This is a genomic window from Paracoccus broussonetiae, assembly GCF_031854425.1.
In the GTDB taxonomy this organism is placed as follows: domain Bacteria; phylum Pseudomonadota; class Alphaproteobacteria; order Rhodobacterales; family Rhodobacteraceae; genus Paracoccus; species Paracoccus broussonetiae.
The window spans coordinates 146,472-165,364 of record NZ_JAVRQI010000011.1 but is presented as its reverse complement, the minus strand read 5'-3'; the positions used below and the strand labels follow the sequence as shown (position 1 = coordinate 165,364).

The following is an 18,893-nucleotide window of genomic DNA, read 5'->3' as shown; positions in this document are numbered from 1 at the left end:
GCAGATGCTACATGGGGTATCCGGATGGCAAGCGCAAAACTGACCGTCGCGGGGGCGGGCGTCTTCGGGCTGGCCTGCGCGTGGGAACTGCTGCGCCGCGGCCAGCCGGTGCAGGTGTTCGAGGCCGTGCGGATCGGCGCCGGCGCCTCGGGCGGGCATGTCGGCGCTCTGGCGCCCCATGCCCCCGAAAACTGGAACGACAAGAAGCAGACCCAGCTTGAGGCCCTGATCGCCGCCAGCGATTGGTGGGCCGAGGTCGCCGCGGCGGGTGGAACAGATCCCGGCTATGCCCGGACGGGGCGCATCCAGCCCGTTCCCCCCGGTGCCGAAGAGCGGATGCGCGACCGGATCGAGGCGGCGCGCGCCCATTGGCCCGATTGGGCGGGGATGGAGCTGACCGACCGGCCACAGGCGGGACTGGTGCCTGTCTCGGCCACGGGGTTGTGGCTGGTGGACCGGCTGACCGCGCGGATCAGCCCGCGCCGCGCCGGAGAGGCGTTGGCCGCAGCCATCCGCGCCAAAGGCGGCGAGATCGTCGAGGGAACCCCCGCCCCCGATCGTCCCGCGATCTGGGCAACCGGCGTCGCAGGGCTGCAATCCTTTGGCGGGAACGGCGTCAAGGGCCAGTCGGCGCTGCTGGCGCTTGACATGGCCGACCAGCCGCAGGTCTTTGCCGACAGTCTGCATATCGTTCCGCATGCGGACGGGACCGTCGCCGTCGGCTCGACCTCGGAACGCGATGCGACGGATACGGGAACGGACGCGCAGCTTGACGCGCTGATCGACAAGGCACGGGCGCTGTGCCCCGCCCTTGCCGATGCGCCGGTCGTCGATCGCTGGGCGGGCATCCGGCCCCGCGCCAAGTCCCGCGCCCCGATCGTCGGCCCCTGGCCGGGACGTCCCGGCCATTACGTGGCGAACGGGGGATTCAAGATCGGCCTTGCCATGGCCCCCTCGGCGGCCGGGATGCTGGCGGACCTGATCCTTGACGGGCACGACCGGATTCCCGAAGGATTTCGCCCTCCCGAGCCTATGGTAGCGGACTGACCCCGATCAGCAACGGATGCAGGTGCAACAGCGCCCCCCAGATCAACGGCACCGCGACGATGCGCTGCCACCCTGTCCGGATCGTGACGCCCTTTCTTAGACTGATGGCCAGCCCGAACAGGGCATAGGCCAGCAGCAGGCCGAACAGCACGGCATGGGCAAGATCGCCATTGGCCAGAAGATGCGTTCCGGCCCACAGCGTCAGCCCCGCCATCAACCCGGCCATTCCGCCAAGGCAGGTCGCCGCGATCGCGACCGGCATCGCGATATTGACCAGCCAGCGCATCCAGAGCTGCTGCGGCCACAGTTCGACAAAGGGGGCGCGACCGGCGGCCAGGATCAGCCAGTAAAGCAGCGCCAGCGACAGCAGGCTGTAGCCGACCAGATAGGTCCGGCGCCCCAGTCGCGCGATCAAGGGCGCACGAAAGCGCATCGGGATCACATGCGATCCAAGAAAGACCGCCAGGGCCAATGCGAATTCTGTCCAATCCATGCCCGCGACCCTAGCCTTGGGCCTGCGCTGCGGCAATGCGCGTTGACGCCGCAGATGCCTGCGCCATGATGGTCGCAAAAGAGGATGCCCATGACCCGCCTTCAGACCGCTTTCGACGCCATCGACAAGGCCAATTCCGCCGATCCGACCCTGACGACCGACGGCCAGCCCGAGGCGCTGCTATACGGCCGCCGGATGAGCGCCGAACAAGAGGCTTTGTATCCCGCGGCCTCTGAACCGCTGCGCATCGCCTGCCGCGGCCAGCATATCGAGCGCTGGTCCCTGCCGCGCAGCGATTACCCGATGGACAGGCCCGGCTATCTGGCCTGGCGCACCGAACAGGGCCGCCGCCATGCCGCGCGCGTCGCAGGCATCATGGGCGATGCGGGCTATGGTGCCGATGACATCGCCCATGTCGAACGGATGCTGACCAAGCAGGGGATCAAGCGCGATGACGAGGTTCAGGCGATGGAGGACGTCGCCTGCTTCACCTTCATCCGCTGGTATCTTGGCCCCTTTGCCGAAGGGCGCGATCCCGCGGAATTGCAGCGGATCGTCGAAAAGACGGCGCGAAAGATGTCGGCCACGGCGCGCGCGCTGGCGCTGACGGCCTTCGCCATCCCCGAGCCCTTCGCCGCCGCCTTCCGTGCCTGAGGTCCTGATCGTCGCCCACGGCCAGCCGGGCGATCCCGGCCCGCAACAGGCGGCGGTCGAGGATCTGGCGGCCAAAGTCGCGGCCCGGCTTTCCGGGATCCGCGTCCGGGGCGCGACACTTGCCATGCCCGGCGCGCTGGACGTGGCCAGAAACGACCATCTCGTCTATCCCATGTTCATGGCCGAGGGCTGGTTCACGCGCAGCGAACTGCCGCGCAGGCTGGCGCTTTGCGGCGCGGATCGGGCCCGGGTCCTGCCCCCGTTCGGCAGCGATCCCGGCCTGCCCGACCTGTGTCTTGGCATGCTCGCCGCCGCCGCGTCGGATCAGGGCTGGTCCCTGCCCCGAACCCATGTGCTGATCGCGGCGCATGGATCGGGCCGTTCGCGCGCACCCGCCTCGGCCGCGCTGGCGATGGCCGGGGCGCTGGCACCACATTGCGCCCACACCTCTTGCGGCTTCATCGAGGAGGCGCCGTTCCTGGCCGATGCCGCGCGCGACCTGCCCGCGCAAAGTCTTTGCCTGCCGCTTTTCGCGACCCGCGCCGAGCATGTGACGGACGACCTGCCCGCCGCTCTGGCCAAGGCGGGCTTTGCGGGACGCGTGCTGCAGCCGGTGGGCATGTCGCCCACCGTTCCCGCGATGATCGCGAAAACCGTCAGCGCGGCGCTTGGCGATCCCGAATGCGATGTTGAGACACGGCCCCATCGGGACTAGGCTGGGTCGAAGTTCCGCCGTTACGCAACCCTGATGAAAGGTTAGCCCATGATCGCGAGCTCTCGTCGACATATCCTGAAACTGGCGCTACTTGCCGGAGCCACGCCGATGCTGGGCGGGTTCGCGCGCCGGGCGTTTGCGGGCGACCGGACCTATGCCCCCGCCGCCTCGGACTGGCGGCAATTCCAGACCCGCACCGTGATCGATCTGCCGCAGGGTCAGGGACCGGCGCAGGTCTGGCTGCCGGTTCCGTCTTTGACCACAGATTACCAGCGCAGCCTTGACGACAACTGGACGGGTAACGCCACAGCGGCGCGGCTGGTCACCGATCCGAGCGGCGCGAAATTCCTGCACGCGACCTTCGAGGGCGGCGGCGCGCCGCATCTTGAACTGGTCAGCCGGTTCGAGACCCGAAACCGCACCATCGACTGGTCCAGCAGCTCGGACGTGTCCGAAGATCCCGAAGTACTGCGGGCGGCGCTGAAGGCCTCGACCCAGAAGCCGCTGGACGGGATCGTCGCGCAAACCGCGCAGAAGATCACCGCCGGTGCCACCACGGATGTCGACAAGGTGCGCGCGATCTATGCCTGGATCGTCTCGAACTGCTATCGCAACATGGACACGCCCGGCTGCGGTCCGGGCAACAACGTGGCCACGCTGACCACCGCCGGACTGGGCGGGAAATGCGCCGATCTGAACGGGCTGTTCGTCGGGCTGGCCCGCGCCTCGGGCGTACCGGCGCGGGACGTGTTCGGGGTCCGCGTCGCGCCCTCGGCCTTCGGCTACAAGCAGCTTGGCGCGAACAGCGACAAGATCACCGGCGCCCAGCACTGCCGGGCCGAGGTCTGGTTGTCCGGTCACGGTTGGGTGGCGATGGACCCCGCCGACGTCCTGAAGGTCATGCGCGCCGAGACCGAGACCTGGATCAAGGATCCCAAGGATCCGCTGGTCGCGCAGGTCGATGCGGCGCTGTTCGGCAATTGGGAAGGCAACTGGGTCGCCTATAACACGGCCGAGGATCTGCGCCTGCCCGGCCGCGACGGCATCCTGCCCTTCATGATGTATCCGCAGGCCACGATCGGCGACAAGGTGGTGGACGAACTGGACGCGAAGTCCTTCGTCTATGAAATCACCGCGGTCGAAGCCTGACCTGAATCCGGGAAGCCCCGACCGGGGCTTCCCCATTCTTGCCCCTCAGCGGCAATTGCCGGGATTGACCCCGACGCCGCGCAGGCCCCAATCCGTCATCTGCGCCAGCAGTTGCTGGCCCGCCGCATCGAAAGCCGGGATCAGGTCGTCCGTGCGGGTCGATGGCGACGGGGCCGAGGCGCTGAACTGCCCCCGCGCCACGACCGTCGCGCTCATCTCGTTGACGAGCTGGGCATTGACCGACAGCTTGACGATGGCGCCCTTGCCCGAGACCTCGGCGTTGAAATCGTTGATCTCGCTGATCAGGGCATAATCCCCGGCCGCACCCAGCGGCGCGCGTCCGACATGGGTGAAGACGTCATAGGTGCCAAAGCCGCGGACCAGCAGGTTCTGCAGCGTGACCGGGACGGTGTCGCCCCATTGGGCATCCGGCAGATATTGCGTCTGCAGGGCCGAGGGTCGGATCATGATCCGTTCGGTGTTCAGGGTCCCACGGGCCTTCGGCTCCTCGATCACCAGTTCGGCGATCCTGCCGCGGCCGCAGGTTTTCGACGCGTCCGACAGCGGGCGCAGCTCGAAAACGTCGCGGTTCGGTCCCCCGGACAGGGCCGAGATCGCAGCGCATCCCGGCAACAGCATCACCGCGGCCAGCAGGGTCAGGGTCGTCAGGCGGGTCATGGCACCTCTCAGCGGCGGAATTCGGGCGTCTTGGGCCCGGTGATGATCTGCGCCGGGTTGCGGCGCAGGGCGGTCACAAGCTGGTTCACATTGCGGACCAGATCTCGCAATTCGGTCGTCATGCGCGAGATCTGCGGCAGCGCGTCACGGGTGAAACTCTGGACCGGCGCACGCGCCCCGTCCAGCATTGTGCGCAGGCTGGCAAAGGCGCCATCGGCACTGTCGGCGGCATCGCGCAGCTTCGCGGTGATGGCGGGAATATCCTCGGTCACGCGCTCCATCGTCTCGTTGAAGCGGGCCAGCGTGGCGCGCAGGTCGGCCGCAACTGGCCCGACCTCAGAGTTGATGATGCGGTCGGCGCCGTCAAATGCGCGCTCGGCCGATGCAAGGGTGCGCCCGCCGACATCCAGCGCCGTGTCCAGCTTGTCCAGCGTCTGCCCGCTTCGCTCGCCCAGACGCGCCACGTCTGCCTGCAGGGTGGCGGCCGTCTGGTCCAGCCGCTGCGTCAGGCCGCGCAGATCGCCCGAGACATAGCCGCGGACCTCGTCCAGTGCCGCGGTGCCCGCGTCGAGCGCGCGATCGGCCTTGTCCGCGCTTTGGTTGAAGCGGGCAAAGGCGTCATCGGCGTTCCCCAGCGTCTTCTCGGCGGCCTCGCCCAGACTGTCCAGCCGGTTCCCGAAGGCGGAAATGTCGCTGGCCGCCGCAGCGATGGAATCGGTGGCCTTGGTCACATCGGACAGCGCGCGGTCCAGATTGGAGCTGGAGCGTTCGACATTGTCCAGGATGCTGCGCACCCTATCCTGGTTGTCCTGGCCCAACAGGTGGGTCATCTGCTCGGCCACGGTGTTCAACCGCGAGATCATCTCGGGGCCCTGATCGCTCAGCGTCTGAAGGGCCGAACGGTTCGCAAGGATCACCGGAACCTCGTCGGGATTGACCTCGCGCAGCAGCGGCGCATCGGGACTGCCCGAGGTGATCGCCACGTTCGTCACCCCGGTAACGCCCTGAATCTCGATCGAGGCACGGGAATTGGTGCGGATCGGCGTGTCCTCGGCCACCTCGACACGCACGCGAACGGCACCGTTCACATCCTGGGACAGGCGCATCTCTACGACCTTTCCGACGGAAAGGCCCGCGAACGTCACCTCGGACGACACGCCAAGGCCCGATACCTCGGGGAAATAGACGTCGTAATAGGCGAACTGGCGATTCAGCTCCAGCTTGGCAAACCACATCGTAAACGCCAGCAAGCCCAGGAAACCCGCCAGCGTAAAGGCACCGATCAGGACGAAATTGGCCTTGGTTTCCATCCTGTCTACTCCTTGTCGGCTACGGCGGCACGGGCACGGGGGCCGTGGAAATATTCGTGGACCCAAGGATGCTGGACATCCAGCATCTCGGCCATCGTTCCGGTGGTCAGCACCTTCTTCTCAGCCAGGACCGCGATGCGATCGCAACAGGCGTGAAGCGTATCAAGGTCATGGGTGACCAGAAACACCGACAGGTTCAACGCATCCCGCAGTGCAACGATCAGCCGGTCGAAGGCATCGGCGCCGATCGGGTCCAGCCCGGCGGTCGGTTCGTCCAGAAAGACGATCTCGGGGTCAAGCGCCAGCGCGCGCGCAAGTCCCGCACGCTTTTTCATCCCGCCCGACAGGTCGGCCGGATACTTGGCATTCGCACTCCAGGGCAGGCCCGCCATCGACACCTTCAATTGCGCCAAAGCCTGCCGCTGGGCATCGTCCAGGCCGGGGACCGCGCGCAGCGGCACCTCGACATTTTCCTGCACCGTCAGGGCCGAGAACAGCGCGCCGTCCTGAAACATGACGCCCCAGCGCCGCTCCAACGCTTCACGCGCGGGTCCGCTGAGTTGGCGGACATCCTGTCCCAGCACGCTGACGGTTCCGGCTGCGGGGCGGATCAGCCCGACGATGGTGCGCAGCAGGACCGATTTCCCGGTCCCCGATCCGCCGACCACGCCCAGGATCTCGCCCCGGCGAAGGTCCAGGTCCAGCGCCTCATGCACCACATGATCGCCGAACTGGGTGCGCAGGCCCCTGACCTCGATGACATTCGCGCTCACAACCCGACCTCGGCAAAGAAGATCGAGAACAGGGCGTCCATGACGATCACCGCGAAGATCGCGTTGACCACCGCCTTCGAGGTCTGGGCGCCCAGCGATTCCGCGTCCTTGCCGACCTTCATTCCCGCGTGGCAGCCGATCACGCCGATCACCAGCGCAAAGACCGGGGCCTTGCTCAACCCGACGATCACATGCTCGACCCCGGTTTCCGAGATCAGGCGATAGCGGAACATCGAAGGCGAGATTCCCAGCTCGATCCAGCACATGATCGCCCCGCCGATCAGGCCCGCGATATTGGCGATCAGGCCCAGGATCGGCAGCGTGATGATCAGCGCCAGCACCCGTGGCAGGATCAGGATCATGTCGGGGTCCATGCCCAGCGTGCGCATGGCGTCGATCTCTTCGCGCATCTTCATTGACCCGATCGAGGCGGTCAGCGCCGATGCGGTTCGCCCCGCAACGATGATCGCGGTCAGCAATATGCCCAGCTCGCGCAGGATCGAGATGGAGATCAGTTCGACCACGAAGATCTCGGCCCCGAACTGGCTGAGCTGCGCCGCGCCCTGAAAGGCCAGCACAACCCCGATCAGAAAGGACATCAGCGCGACGATGGGCACCGCGCGCAAGCCGGTTTCCTGGCAATGATGCACCAGCGAGGTCAGCCGGAAATCCGTCGGATGCAGGATCGCGCGCCCCAGCGCGGCAAGGAAGCGGCCCAGATATTCCGCGATCTCTCGCAAAAAGATCAGCGCACCCACGACGCCGCGGCCGATCCCCTCAAGCAGCGCGTGCCAGCCGCGCGGCGCATTGCGTTCGGCATCCGGCACCGGGCGCGCGGCGGCGACCGTGTCGACCAGCTTCGCCTGCGTCTCGCTGAGCCCCTCGATCGCGATGCCCTGCGCGGCGCAACCGGCAAGGTAATTCGCCCCGGCGGTATCCAGCCGGGTCAGTCCCGACAGGTCGATGCGGCGCAATGCGGGAACCGGCGCCGCAAGCTGGGGCAAGGTCCAGACCGTAAAGGATCCGCCCAGCCGCAGGCTGTCGCCGGAAAGCTCGACGCTAAGGTTCTGGTCCTGCGAAAGATCGTTCATGGCAATCCCGGACGCGAGGGGACGAGTGCGATTCATCGGGCGATTGTCGCGCAATGTCAAACCCCTGCGCGGCCATCCTCGGGCATCCGACGTGTGGTCCGGGCATAGGACAGGCCCCGCATCATCCGCACCGGCTCAGTCCTGACCAGCCGCAGGACATGGGCCATGTAGGGTTGCGACAGGTCATCTTCGCGCAGCGCGGCATACAGGCGACGCAGCATGCCGTCCGGTCCAAGCGGCAGCAGCGCCAGTTCGGGATTGCCGGCCTGCGCGCGCAGCACCCAGTCGGGCATCACCGCGACCCCCCGCCCCGAAGCGATCAGCATCAGCGCGACGGCGGTCTGTTCGACCTGCCGGTGATGTGCGGGCGTTACCCCCGCCGGATCCAGGAATTGCGAGAAAACGTCCAGCCGTGCGCGATCCATCGGATAGGTGATCAGCGTCTCGCCCGCCAGATCGGCGGGATCGGCGTAGCCCTTGGCGACCAGAGGATGGTTCGCGGGCACCACCATCGTCGGCGCATAGTCGAAAAGCGGCTGATAGGTGACGCCCGGCATTTCCTCGGGATCGGACGAGATCACCAGATCCACCTGCCCCCGCACCAGCGCGGGCAGCGCCTTCAGTGCCAGGCTGGTGCGGATGTCCAGATCGACCTCGGGCCAGGCGCGGCGGAACTGGTCCAGCACGGGAAGCAGCCAGTCGAAGCAGTGGTGACACTCCATCGCGACATGCAGCCGTCCGGCGCGGCCCAGCTCAACCGCGCGAAACTCGGCCTCGGCGGAATCGATCAGCGGCAGCACCTGCTCGGCCGTGCGCAAAAGCCGCATCCCGGCAGCGGACAGGCGCAGGGGCTTGGTCTTGCGCAGGAACAGCTCGACCCCCGCCTGTTCCTCCAGCGCCTTGATCTGGTGGGACAGCGCCGATTGGGTCAGGTTCAGGATCTCGGCCGCGCGGGCCAGGCCGCCCTGTTCATGAATGGCGCGCAGGCTGCGAAGGTGGCGAAGCTCAAGGTGCATCTTGAATGAAACTCATCACGATCTTGAGGATTATGAATTTGTCTCACGTCCCGTGTCATGTCACAAGCCCCGACAGAAAAGGACACTGTCATGATCACCCCAGCCGTCAGCTTCGAATTCTTCCCCCCGCGGAATCTGGACCAGTCGTTCAGGCTGTGGGACACGGCCCGCGCGCTGGCGCCACTGGGCCCGGATTTCGTCTCGGTGACCTATGGCGCGGGCGGCACCACCCGCCAGCTGACGCACGAGGCGGTGACCGCCCTTGCCAGCCATTACGGCCTGAACGTCGCGGCCCACCTGACCTGCGTCGACGCGACCCGCGAAGAAACGTTGCGGATCGTCGCGGATTATGCGGCCGCCGGTGTTCATGAGATCGTGGCCCTGCGCGGCGACGCGCCCCAGGGTCAGGCCCGCTTCACACCCCATGAGGACGGTTTCGCGAATTCGGTCGAGCTGATCGAGGCGATCGCCGCGCGCGGCGACATGACCATCCGCTGCGGCGCCTATCCCGAACCGCATCCCGACAGCCCCGACACCCTCGCCGACGTGGCCTGGCTGAAGCGCAAGTCCGATGCCGGGGCCAGCAGCGCGATCACGCAGTTCTTCTTCGATGCGGACACGTTCTTCCGGTTCCGTGACCAGTGCGAGCGCGCGGGCGTGACGGCCGCCATCATTCCCGGCATCCTGCCGATCCAAAGCTGGGCCGGGGCACGTCGTTTTGCCGAACGCTGCGGCACCTCGGTCCCGGCATGGGCCGAAGAGGCCTTTGCCCAAGCCGGGAAAGAGGGCGAAGCGCGCCTTGCCCTGGATGTCTGCGTGCGACTTTGCGAGCAGCTGGTCGAAGGCGGCGTCGACAAGCTGCATTTCTATACGCTGAACAAGCCCGAGCTGGTGCTGAAGGTCTGTGGCGCACTTGGTCTGACGCCGCGGGGGGAATTGCCCCACGTCGCCTGACGCTGAGCGGCTCGCGCCCTCAGGCGGTCGCCGAGTTGTCGGTTCCGCCCCGCGACGGCCACAGGCGCAGGCGCCGGGCCGCGGGTTCCGGCACGGCCCCGGCCAGGTTGCCGCCAAGTTCGGCTGGGCCGGAATAGGGCTGCGGAACCGAATGGTGGATCGTCTCGGTCCCGTCCAGCCCCGCGCGTCGCGGCGCGCGCATCAGGAATGCCTTGCCCCAGCTGTGCCATGACCCAAGCTGCGGCGCGTCCACGTCGCAGGGATGGTGTCGCCGCCAGCCGTCCGGCAGGGGAAGCCCTGCCTCCTCGGCCCGCGACATCAGCCAGACCAGCGGCAGATTTGCCAGCGGACGGGCAAATTCATGGCCGCCCAACTGCCCGCCGATATCCGCGTGACAGCCGCGGAACCACGCCTGTTCGGCCCGTTGACCGGCCCCGCCCCACAGGATCGGGGCAAAGGCAAGTCGCGTCTCGTCCAGCGCCAGGGCATGGACGCCCTGCTGCACATTGCCGGCAAGATACCCCTTGGCATAGTCGAAGCCCGGCTCGGATACAGTCCAGAGAAAGGGCAGACGCACCCCCAGCGACATCACCGTGTCAAGAAGACCGACCATGCGGATCGGTACCTCGGGATGACAAAGGCCCGGTCCTGGTGCCGCCCCCCGACCGTGGCGGTACAGATCCCAGACCGCGCCGATATTCGTGTCGCTGGCATGTTCAGGCTTCAGCAGGCCAAGGCGCTCGATCATGTCGGCCAGCGCACAGACCCCGATGCCACCACGGGAATAGCCGAAGAAATACAGCGGGTTCCCCGGCCGCCAATGCCGGGCGAGCCAAGCGTATGCGGCATGAATATTTTGGTCCAGAGACTGCCCGCTGACCAGTTGCGGCAGGGTGCGCCACGCCGCCCATTGCTGGCCGGGAGCATAGTGAAGCTGAACCCGCGCCGGGACCGCGCCCTGTTCGCCCGACAACATCGCATGGATGCGCGCAATCGAGGACTTCCTGCCCTCGGTCAGAGAGGCGAAGGTGCCGTCCATCAGCACCACCTGGCAGATTGATGCGCAATCGTGGTCCATGGCCGGACGCTAGCATGGAAATACGACGCGAAAATTGCGGGATTACAAAACTGTCCTAACAGACAGGTGCTGCATCTGCCCAAAGCCGTTGAAGCGGGTATTGGTGACGGTGGAATACGCACCTGCCCCGTGAAAGACCAGATAATCACCCTCTGCCACGTCCTCGGGCAGGAGCAATTCACCCGGCAGGCGATCAATCGAGTCGCAGGTGGGTCCAAAGACCGTTCGGGGCCGGAGCGCCCCCATGCGGCGTTCGCCGGTGGGGGTCAGCAAGTCCAGGCGCGTCAGGTTGCCCATCACCGGCAGTTCGGACAGCCCGCCATAGGTGCCGTCATTCAGGAAGATGTCGCCGCCGTCACGTACGGCCTTGATGCGGGTGATCAGCGAAAACGCATCCGCGCAAAGCCCGCGTCCCGGCTCGCAGACAAGTTGGGGCGGATCGGAACCGAAGGCGGCGGCCGTGGCCCCCGCAATCGCGTGAAAGATCGCCGTCAGGTCCGGCGCCCGCCCAGTGCGATGCGAGGGATAGCCTCCGCCCAGATTCAGCCGCCGCGCCCTGACCCCGGCTTCACGACAGATCACGGCAGCGGCGCGGATCCCGGCCTCCCACGCGCGGGGGTCGCTGCATTGCGTCCCGGGATGGAAGGTCAGCGACGGGACATAGCCCCGTCCGGCGATCTGGCGCAGCAATTCCGCCGTGACTTCGGGCGAAGCGCCGAATTTCGAGTTGAAGTCATAGGCCGCGCCCGGAAGCTGCGCCTTGAAGCGGGCGGAAATCTCGCATCCCTCAGCGGGCACGCGGTCGAAAAGCTTGTGCAGTTCCGTCAGGCTGTCCACCGACCAGCAGCGCACCCCCGCCCCGACGGCATGGGCGATGTCCATCTGCGACCGGACGGGATTGTGGTAATGCCGCGCCGCCTGGGGAGACAGCCGGCCGATCAGGTCGATCTCGTAGGGAGAGGCGACGTCGAAGCCCCTGATCCCTGCGGCGATCAGTGTGCGGATGACGGCCTCGTCCGGGTTCGCCTTGACGGCATAGGTGACCATGCCCGGAAACCCCTTCAGGAAGCGTCTTGCAACCCGGCGCAGCCGCGCCGCATCAAAGACCATGACCGGATTTTCGGGGGCCAGGACACGGATGATCTGGGCCGGGTTTTCCCACGCGGCCTTGGGTCCGTTGCGCTCAGTCAGTCCCATTGGCAAGTCCTTCCACTTGGCATCGGGCGCGGCAGCAAGGTCATCATGCACCCTGCCTCGTTCGATTTGACCAATGAAAAGGGTGCAATCGGGCACCAGATCGGTTAAATCGACGAAGAATGAAGCAATATGACAGGACTGGGTTTGGACGAGCTTGACCGGGGCATTCTGGCCCATCTTGCGCAGGATGCGCGGCAATCGGTGGCGGTGCTGGCGCGGCGCCTGAAAGTCGCGCGATCGACCGTACAGGCCCGGCTGGAACGGCTGGAAACCTCGGGCGCGATTGCCGGCTATACGCTGCGACTTGGCGATGCCGCGCGCGAAAACCGGATCCGTGCGACCTGCCTTTTGACGATCGAGCCGCGCTCGCAAGGCGCGATCCTGACCCGGTTGCGCAGCCTGCCCGAGGTCGAGCGCGTCCACACCACCAGCGGACGCGTCGATCTTTTGCTGCAACTTGCCGCCACTTCGACCAGCCAGCTTGACGATGTGCTGGACCAGATCGGCAGTCTGACGGGCGTCAGGTCAAGCGAAAGCCTGATCCACCTGTCGACCAAGCTGGACCGCGCGACCTAGGGTTGGGCGGGGCGCAGCAGCGTGATGACGGTATCGCCGTATTTGCGCTGGTCGATCCGTTCCAGCCCCTCGACCGGCGGAGGGGGCGCGGCTTCTTCCCAGACGACCATGCCAGAGGGCGCGATCCACCCACCGGCCAATGCGGTGGCCAGCGCCCTTTCCCCCAGCCCCTTGCCATAGGGCGGGTCCAGAAAGACCAGATCGAAACCGGGGCTGCGATTGATGCCAAGGTCGGTGGCATCGCGCCGCCAGACATCGGTGACACCCATGGCGCGGGCCTTTTCGATGTTTTCGCGCAATAGCGCACGGGCCGTGACCCCGTCATCGACGAAGGCGACGCGGGCGGCACCGCGCGACAGCGCCTCAAGCCCCAGTGCGCCTGTGCCCGCGAACAGGTCAAGCACCCGCGCGCCGGGGATCGGATTGCCATGCGTGCCGTTGACCAGCAGGTTGAAGATCGACTCGCGCACCCGATCGGTGGTCGGACGCAGATGCGCGGCGCGGTCTCCCTCGCCCACATCGGCCAGCTTCAGCCCGCGAAGATTGCCCCCGATGATCCGCATCACATCAACGCCTTCAGTTCGGAGGCTTCGGCCACGGCCTCGGGCGTGGGGGATCTGCCGCTCTCGATCAGGCGCTTGCCGATCATATAGGCGCGGGCGTCGTTCAGGGCATCGACAGCGATCAGCCGGCCGTCCCGGAAATACCAGACCGAGCCGCCATGCGCCCCCGCGCCCGGCCGCGTCACTACCCGGTCGAACCCGCTGTTCAGCCCGGCGATCTGCAACTTGGCGTCGAACTGGTCGGACCAGAACCATGGCTTCGGGACATAATCCGCCCCCACGCCCAGGATGTTCGCGGCGACAGCCTCGGCCATGTCGATGGCGTTCCCGACACTTTCCAGCCGCATCCGGCCCTCCGGGACCGGAAAGCTGGCGCAATCGCCCGCCGCCCAGATCGCCGGGTCCGAGGTCCGGCCCTGCGCATCGGTGGCGATGCCGTTGTCCAGGACCAGCCCGGCCGCTTCGGCCAACGCGGTTTCCGGCGCGATCCCGATGCCGCAGATGACCAGATCGGCGGGAAGGTGGCGGCCATCGGCCAGCATCACGCCATCCGCCTGCGCCTCACCGGTGATGCGTGCGATCGCAGTGCCTTCGACGATCTCGACGCCATGCGCATGGTGCAGGTCGCGGATCATCGTGGCGGTCTCTGGGGCGGCGACGCGGCCCAGGATGCGAGGCGCGGCCTCGACCAGCGTGACCTCCAACCCCAGTTTGCGGGCGACGGCCGCCGCCTCAAGTCCGATATAGCCGCCGCCGACGACCACAAGCCGGCGACCGGGCAATAGCCCGGGCTTTACCCGGGCGATGTCGGCCAGGTTCCTGACGACATGGACGCCCGGCAGGCTGCCCCCCAGTGCGTCGGGCAGGCGGCGCGGGCTTGCGCCCAGCGTCAGCGCCAGCGCGTCATAGGGGTATTCGCCACGGTCGGTCAGCACGGCTCGGCGGTCGCGGTCGATCGCCGTCGCGCGTTCGTCCAGACGCAGGGTGATGCCCTGTTCGTCCCACCATTCGGAGCCGCGCAGTGTCAGGCGGTCCAGCCCCATGTCGCCCAGCAGATAGGCCTTGGACAGCGGCGGGCGCTGATAGGGTGGCGCGGCTTCGTCCCCGATCACGGTGATCTGGCCCTGATGCCCCAGCGCCCGCAATTTCGCCGCCATCGAGGCAGCCGCCTGCCCCGCACCAAGGATCACGATGTTCATTCTTTACCTTACTGGTTTGCCCGAGGCGCAGAGCCTATAGTCCGGCCCGCATCGATGCAATTCATGGAGAATGCGCATGTCCATTTCGCAAGGCGACAAGCTGCCTGCCGGGAAACTGTTCAAACTTGGCGAAAGCGGCCCGGCCGAGGTCGACATCGCCGAACTGTCGCAAGGTCGCGTCGCGATCTTCGCCGTGCCCGGCGCCTTCACGCCCACCTGCTCGAACAGCCACATGCCGAGCTTCGTGAAGAACGCGGACAAGTTCCGCGCAAAAGGCGTCTCGCGCGTTGTCTGCGTGACCGTCAACGACCCCTTCGTCGCGGGAGCATGGTCCAAGGCCACCGGCGCCGCCGATGCCGGGATCGAGGTCCTGGCCGATGCCGATGGCAGCTATACCAAGGCGCTTGGCCTGAACATCGAAGGCGCGGGCTGGGTCAACGGCCGCTCGAAGCGCTATGCGATGCTGGTAGATGGCGGCGTCGTGACCCAGCTTCAGGTCGAGGAAGCCGCGGGCGCCTGCACGATCTCGTCGGGCGATTCGCTGCTGGACCTCGTCTGAGGCGCAATGCTGAAAAAGCCGGTGAACTCCTGCGCGGCGGCCGGATCGCCGTGCAGGGCAATGCGCCCCGCCGCGGCCAGCGCGGCTGGCGGGGGGCCATAGACGGCGGCGGCCAGTGCGTTTCCGTTGCCGGCCAGCACGAAATCCCCCTTGGGTTCACGCACGGCCCGGACCTGCGGAAGTCCCTGCGCGGAAATCGTGACCTCGAATCCCTCGCTGCCCGACAGGAACCCCGCGCGCAGCGGTGATCCCGCTGCCCGACCGGAATCCACCGTGGCCGAGATCGAGATCATCAGCGCCGAGATGCTGATGAACTTCTTCGGATCATGCCCCGGCAGCAGCAGCGCCCAGCGGCAAAGTTCGGTCAGCATCGGGTGCAGCGCACGGCCAAGCTCGGTCAGACTGTAAATTCCCAGCACAGCGTCATGGCGCACAATACCGGTCTGGGTCATCTGCCCCAGCCTTTGCGTCAGGACGCTGGCGGTGATCCCCGGCATTCCCGCCCGGATCATCTGGAAGCGCTTGGGCGCGAACATCAATTCGCGCACGACCAGCAGCGCCCATCGGTCGCCGATGAAATTCAGCGCGTGGGCACCAAGGCACCCTTCGTCATAGCGGGTTCGCGGAGTCTGGCCTGTCTCGATCATGTTTTCATATTAACAGTTGCTTTTTACTACTTCAAGTGCCAGCCTGCGACTCGGGCGGCGTTTCCCGCGCCGCGAAAAGGAGGATGACGCATGACGTATTACTCTGGATTTCTTCTGGCCGTGCCGACTGCGAACAAGCAGAAATATGTGGATCACGCCGCAATGGCCTGGCCCTATTTCAAGAAGGCGGGCGCAGTCCGCATGGTCGAGAACTGGGGCGTCGATGTCCCGCATGGCAAGGTCACGGACTTCCACATGGCCACCAAGGCCAAAGAGGACGAGACGGTCCTGTTCTCGTGGATCGAATGGCCCGACAAAGCCACCGCCGACACCGCCTATGAAAAGATGATGTCCGACCCCGAAATGGAAAAGATGGGCGAAATGCCCTTCGACGGGATGCGGATGATGTGGGGCGGGTTCGAACCCGTCTTCGACGGCAACTGAGGACCGGATCATGTATCACGGCAAACCCTGCTGGTTCGAGCTGTCCACCGACAAGGGCGCCCTGCCCCAGGCCGATCAGTTCTATGGCAAGCTGTTCGGCTGGAGCATCGCCGACGCCGGCATGGACGGCTTTACCTATCATCTGGCCAGCCACGGCGGCGACATGGTCGCCGGGCTGGCCGAAATGCCGGACGACTGCGCCGGAACTCCGCCTTTCTGGATGGTCTATTTCGACGTGGACGATGCCGACGCCGCCGCGACCAAGGTCAAGACGCTGGGCGGCACTGTCTTTCGCGAACCTGCCGACATTCCGGGGACCGGGCGCTTCGCCATCCTGTCGGATCCGCAGGGGGCGGCCTTCGGCGTGCTTCAGCCCCTGCCGATGGAACCCCAGCCCCCGGTGGAATCCGGTGCCTGGAACCAAAGAAAGGAAAGCCACGGCAACTGGATCGAACTGATGTCGACCGACCCAAAGGCCGCGCTGGATTTCTATGCCGAACTGTTCGGCTGGACCCGCTCGACCGCCGTCGACATGGGAGAGATGGGCACCTATCAGCTCTTCTCGTGGAACGGGGCCGATATCGGCGGGATGATGGGCCTGGGCAATTCGCCCGTGCCGTGCTGGCTGCCCTATTTCGGGGTGAACGGCGTCGATTCCGCGATTACGCGAGCAACCGGTGGCGGGGCCACGCTGATGCATGGCCCGGTCGAGGTTCCGGGCGGTGCCTTCATCGCCTTCTTCCGCGACGCCCAGGGGGCCCATTTCTCGGTCGTCGGCCCGAAAGAGGATGTCTGATGATCCGCGCGACCATTATCGCCGCCCTGCTCTGCGCCACGCCCGCCATGGCGCAGGACATCAAGCCGTCGGACGTGCCGCATGGGCAAAAGGATTACCATGCCGCCGCGGCCGGCACCTATAACCTGGACCACTACCACACCGGGGTCATCGCCCGCGTCCAGCACCTGGGCTTTTCCTACAGTGTCTTCCGCTTCGACAAGGTCAGCGGCGTGCTGGAATGGAATCCCGACGATCCCGGATCCAGCAAGCTGACCGCGCAGGTCGAGATCGCCTCGATCTCGACCCCGGTCGAGGGTTTTGCCGAAATCCTGACCGGCAAGGACTATCTGAATGGCGCGGCAAACCCGACTGCCAGCTTCGTCTCGGACAGCTTCACTGCTGACAGCAATACCGCCGGGACCGTATCCGGCCAACTGACACTGATGGGCAAGACCCACCCCGCCACCTTCCGGGTCGAGCTTGTCGGCGCGGGCAAGGGCTATACCGGGGACGAAAACGGCAATCCCGTGATCCGCGACCTGATCGGCCTGCATGCCGAGACGCAGATCGACCCGCAGGCTTACGGCCTGAACGCATTTTTCACCGAGCCGATCCCGATCTCGATCGACGCGGAATTCGCCCGAAAGGAGTGAGACGATGACTGTTGTAATCACCACCTTCGACTGGGTGCCTGACATGGCCCGCGGCTTTATCCGCGACCTGCGCATCCGTTGGGCCTGCGAGGAAGCGGGCCTGCCCTATAAGATCGAGACGACCAGCGTGCGTGAAAGGACGCCCGCGCATTATGCGCGCCAGCCCTTTGGTCAGGTGCCTATCCTGCGCGACGGGGAACTGTCGCTGTTCGAAAGCGGTGCGATGCTTCTGTATCTTGGCGAGGGACAGGACAGCCTGCTGCCCCGCGATCCGCAGGCACGGGCCCAGACCCAGCAATGGCTGATCGCGGCGCTGAACAGTCTTGAGCCCGTGGTGATGGCCCTGGCGCTGGCGCGCGTCTTCGACCGGAATGCGGTGGCAGAGGAACTGGCGCTGCCGCGCGTGCATGAACGCCTGCGACAGCTTGAACCGGTTCTGGCGGATCGGGACTTCATCGCGGCGGGCCAATTCACCATCGCCGATATCCTGATGACCGATGTCCTGCGCAATGTCGACAGCCTGGGCGAGCTTGCGGCCCATCCGGTGCTGGCCGAGTATCTGGCGCGGATGATCGCGCGACCCGCCTTCCAGCGGGCCCATGCCGCGCAGCTTGAACATTTCGCCGAGGCCGCGTGATGCTGACCATCTATGGCCACCCGCTCTCATCCTATACCCAGAAGGTGCTGGTCGCGCTGTATGAAACCGGCGCGCCCTTCACCTTCCACCAGATCGACCTTGGTCAGGAAGAGGATCGCGCCCTGATGGCCGGGATCGAGCCGATGGGCCTGATGCCGGGGTTGAAGGACCATGCGCGCGGGGTCATCCTGTCGCAATCCTCGGTGATGATCGAATATGTGGACCGGCATTATCCGGGCAAGGTGCGGATGCTGCCGGCGGACCCCGACGCCGCGCTGTCGGCGCGGCAATGGGACCGGTTCTTCGACTTTCAGGTCATGCAGGTGATGCAGCAGATCGTGGGTGCGCGCCTGTTCATGGGCGAGGGCGTCGAAGAACCGGTCGGCCGCTTCGTGCGCGACCGGCTTGAGCGCGCCTATGTCGCGCTGGACCATCACCTCAAGGGCCGGGAATGGGCGGCCGGTGATTTCGGTCTGGCCGATTGCGCGGCGGCACCTGCGCTGTTCTACGCGGGGATGATCCACCCCTTCGCGGGCCATCCCGCCCTTGCCGCCTATTTCGAGCGGCTGCTCGCGCGGCCCTCATTCCAGCGCGCCCGCACCGAGGCGCTGCCCTGGCTGCAATATTTCCCCTTCCCCGAGCTGGTTCCGCAACGGTTCAGGGCCTAGCGCCTCTTGGCCTT

23 protein-coding genes are annotated in these 18,893 nt (G+C 66.3%); 12 read left to right on the top strand and 11 right to left on the bottom strand.

Translation table 11 applies throughout. The features are described from left to right. The first annotated feature begins 24 nt into the window (after nucleotides 1–24). Entirely contained in the window at nucleotides 25–1,047 is a 1,023-nt protein-coding gene (locus RM190_RS15300; protein ID WP_311760325.1) for an NAD(P)/FAD-dependent oxidoreductase, read from the top strand. Here RM190_RS15300 and RM190_RS15295 read toward each other — a convergent pair. Further along, a complete protein-coding gene (locus RM190_RS15295; protein ID WP_311760324.1) occupies nucleotides 1,031–1,540 on the bottom strand; it encodes an NnrU family protein in 510 nt (169 codons plus the stop codon). The two genes, RM190_RS15300 and RM190_RS15295, sit on opposite strands and share 17 nt — an antisense overlap. A gap of 90 nt (nucleotides 1,541–1,630) precedes the next feature. Between RM190_RS15295 and RM190_RS15290 the strand changes: the two genes are divergently transcribed. The 3 genes from RM190_RS15290 to RM190_RS15280 are packed head-to-tail and all read left to right on the top strand — an operon-like array spanning nucleotide 1,631 to nucleotide 4,058. Beyond that, nucleotides 1,631–2,194, top strand: coding sequence for a DUF4202 domain-containing protein (locus RM190_RS15290; protein WP_311760323.1), 564 nt, complete (start codon nucleotides 1,631–1,633; stop codon nucleotides 2,192–2,194). Then, nucleotides 2,187–2,909, top strand: coding sequence for a sirohydrochlorin chelatase (locus RM190_RS15285; protein WP_311760322.1), 723 nt, complete (start codon nucleotides 2,187–2,189; stop codon nucleotides 2,907–2,909). The genes RM190_RS15290 and RM190_RS15285 overlap by 8 nt, the downstream gene beginning before the upstream one ends. A gap of 48 nt (nucleotides 2,910–2,957) precedes the next feature. After that, entirely contained in the window at nucleotides 2,958–4,058 is a 1,101-nt protein-coding gene (locus RM190_RS15280; RefSeq protein WP_311760321.1) for a transglutaminase-like domain-containing protein, read from the top strand. A gap of 45 nt (nucleotides 4,059–4,103) precedes the next feature. On the opposite strand, the gene RM190_RS15275 is transcribed toward RM190_RS15280, so the two are convergent. The 5 genes from RM190_RS15275 to RM190_RS15255 are packed head-to-tail and all read right to left on the bottom strand — an operon-like array spanning nucleotide 4,104 to nucleotide 8,926. Beyond that, on the bottom strand, nucleotides 4,104–4,736 hold the full coding sequence (locus tag RM190_RS15275; RefSeq protein ID WP_311760320.1) for an ABC-type transport auxiliary lipoprotein family protein: 633 nt from the start codon (nucleotides 4,734–4,736) through the stop codon (nucleotides 4,104–4,106). 8 nt (nucleotides 4,737–4,744) lie between these two features. After that, the gene (locus RM190_RS15270) at nucleotides 4,745–6,046 is read right to left on the bottom strand and encodes an MlaD family protein (RefSeq protein ID WP_311760319.1); all 1,302 of its coding nucleotides are present in this window, start codon (nucleotides 6,044–6,046) and stop codon (nucleotides 4,745–4,747) included. Between the two features lie 5 nt (nucleotides 6,047–6,051). Beyond that, entirely contained in the window at nucleotides 6,052–6,819 is a 768-nt protein-coding gene (locus RM190_RS15265) for an ABC transporter ATP-binding protein (RefSeq protein WP_311760318.1), read from the bottom strand. Further along, on the bottom strand, nucleotides 6,816–7,910 hold the full coding sequence (locus tag RM190_RS15260) for an ABC transporter permease (RefSeq protein ID WP_311760317.1): 1,095 nt from the start codon (nucleotides 7,908–7,910) through the stop codon (nucleotides 6,816–6,818). The genes RM190_RS15265 and RM190_RS15260 overlap by 4 nt, the downstream gene beginning before the upstream one ends. 56 nt (nucleotides 7,911–7,966) lie before the next feature. Next, nucleotides 7,967–8,926 carry a LysR family transcriptional regulator gene (locus RM190_RS15255; RefSeq protein ID WP_311760316.1) on the bottom strand — a complete coding sequence of 320 codons (960 nt, stop codon included), beginning with the start codon at nucleotides 8,924–8,926 and terminating at the stop codon, nucleotides 7,967–7,969. Nucleotides 8,927–9,016: 90 nt separating this feature from the next. Between RM190_RS15255 and metF the strand changes: the two genes are divergently transcribed. Next, complete coding sequence (gene metF / locus RM190_RS15250; protein ID WP_311760315.1) at nucleotides 9,017–9,880, top strand: methylenetetrahydrofolate reductase [NAD(P)H]; 864 nt, start codon at nucleotides 9,017–9,019, stop codon at nucleotides 9,878–9,880. A 19-nt stretch (nucleotides 9,881–9,899) separates the two neighbouring features. Here the strand turns inward: metF and RM190_RS15245 are convergent, their stop codons facing one another. After that, entirely contained in the window at nucleotides 9,900–10,958 is a 1,059-nt protein-coding gene (locus RM190_RS15245; RefSeq protein ID WP_311760314.1) for a DUF2235 domain-containing protein, read from the bottom strand. Nucleotides 10,959–11,000: 42 nt separating this feature from the next. Continuing rightward, a complete protein-coding gene (locus RM190_RS15240) occupies nucleotides 11,001–12,155 on the bottom strand; it encodes a type III PLP-dependent enzyme (RefSeq protein ID WP_311760313.1) in 1,155 nt (384 codons plus the stop codon). A 144-nt stretch (nucleotides 12,156–12,299) separates the two neighbouring features. On the opposite strand from RM190_RS15240, the gene RM190_RS15235 reads away from it, so the two are divergent. Next, complete coding sequence (locus RM190_RS15235) at nucleotides 12,300–12,731, top strand: Lrp/AsnC family transcriptional regulator (RefSeq protein ID WP_311760349.1); 432 nt, start codon at nucleotides 12,300–12,302, stop codon at nucleotides 12,729–12,731. Here the strand turns inward: RM190_RS15235 and rsmD are convergent. Both rsmD and RM190_RS15225 read right to left on the bottom strand, forming a co-directional pair. Then, nucleotides 12,728–13,294 carry a 16S rRNA (guanine(966)-N(2))-methyltransferase RsmD gene (gene rsmD, locus RM190_RS15230; protein ID WP_311760312.1) on the bottom strand — a complete coding sequence of 189 codons (567 nt, stop codon included), beginning with the start codon at nucleotides 13,292–13,294 and terminating at the stop codon, nucleotides 12,728–12,730. The two genes, RM190_RS15235 and rsmD, sit on opposite strands and share 4 nt — an antisense overlap. Next, nucleotides 13,294–14,493 carry an NAD(P)/FAD-dependent oxidoreductase gene (locus RM190_RS15225; protein ID WP_311760311.1) on the bottom strand — a complete coding sequence of 400 codons (1,200 nt, stop codon included), beginning with the start codon at nucleotides 14,491–14,493 and terminating at the stop codon, nucleotides 13,294–13,296. The genes rsmD and RM190_RS15225 overlap by 1 nt, the downstream gene beginning before the upstream one ends. A 76-nt stretch (nucleotides 14,494–14,569) precedes the next feature. On the opposite strand from RM190_RS15225, the gene RM190_RS15220 reads away from it, so the two are divergent. After that, nucleotides 14,570–15,052, top strand: coding sequence for a peroxiredoxin (locus RM190_RS15220; RefSeq protein ID WP_311760310.1), 483 nt, complete (start codon nucleotides 14,570–14,572; stop codon nucleotides 15,050–15,052). Here the strand turns inward: RM190_RS15220 and RM190_RS15215 are convergent. Beyond that, nucleotides 14,986–15,699, bottom strand: coding sequence for a winged helix-turn-helix transcriptional regulator (locus RM190_RS15215; protein WP_311760309.1), 714 nt, complete (start codon nucleotides 15,697–15,699; stop codon nucleotides 14,986–14,988). The genes RM190_RS15220 and RM190_RS15215 overlap by 67 nt on opposite strands. A gap of 90 nt (nucleotides 15,700–15,789) precedes the next feature. On the opposite strand from RM190_RS15215, the gene RM190_RS15210 reads away from it, so the two are divergent. From RM190_RS15210 to RM190_RS15190, 5 genes are read left to right on the top strand one after another with little or no spacing between them, the layout of a single operon-like run. Then, entirely contained in the window at nucleotides 15,790–16,143 is a 354-nt protein-coding gene (locus RM190_RS15210; RefSeq protein WP_311760308.1) for a DUF1428 domain-containing protein, read from the top strand. 10 nt (nucleotides 16,144–16,153) lie between these two features. After that, nucleotides 16,154–16,939: a VOC family protein gene (locus RM190_RS15205; protein WP_311760307.1), complete on the top strand. Its 786-nt coding sequence runs from the start codon at nucleotides 16,154–16,156 to the stop codon at nucleotides 16,937–16,939. Then, nucleotides 16,939–17,574 (top strand): YceI family protein, encoded by a 636-nt coding sequence (locus RM190_RS15200; RefSeq protein ID WP_311760306.1) that lies wholly within the window; start codon nucleotides 16,939–16,941, stop codon nucleotides 17,572–17,574. The genes RM190_RS15205 and RM190_RS15200 overlap by 1 nt, the downstream gene beginning before the upstream one ends. A gap of 4 nt (nucleotides 17,575–17,578) precedes the next feature. Continuing rightward, nucleotides 17,579–18,211 carry a glutathione S-transferase family protein gene (locus RM190_RS15195; protein WP_311760305.1) on the top strand — a complete coding sequence of 211 codons (633 nt, stop codon included), beginning with the start codon at nucleotides 17,579–17,581 and terminating at the stop codon, nucleotides 18,209–18,211. Continuing rightward, nucleotides 18,211–18,879: a glutathione S-transferase family protein gene (locus RM190_RS15190; protein WP_311760304.1), complete on the top strand. Its 669-nt coding sequence runs from the start codon at nucleotides 18,211–18,213 to the stop codon at nucleotides 18,877–18,879. The genes RM190_RS15195 and RM190_RS15190 overlap by 1 nt, the downstream gene beginning before the upstream one ends. The last annotated feature ends 14 nt before the right edge of the window (nucleotides 18,880–18,893 follow it).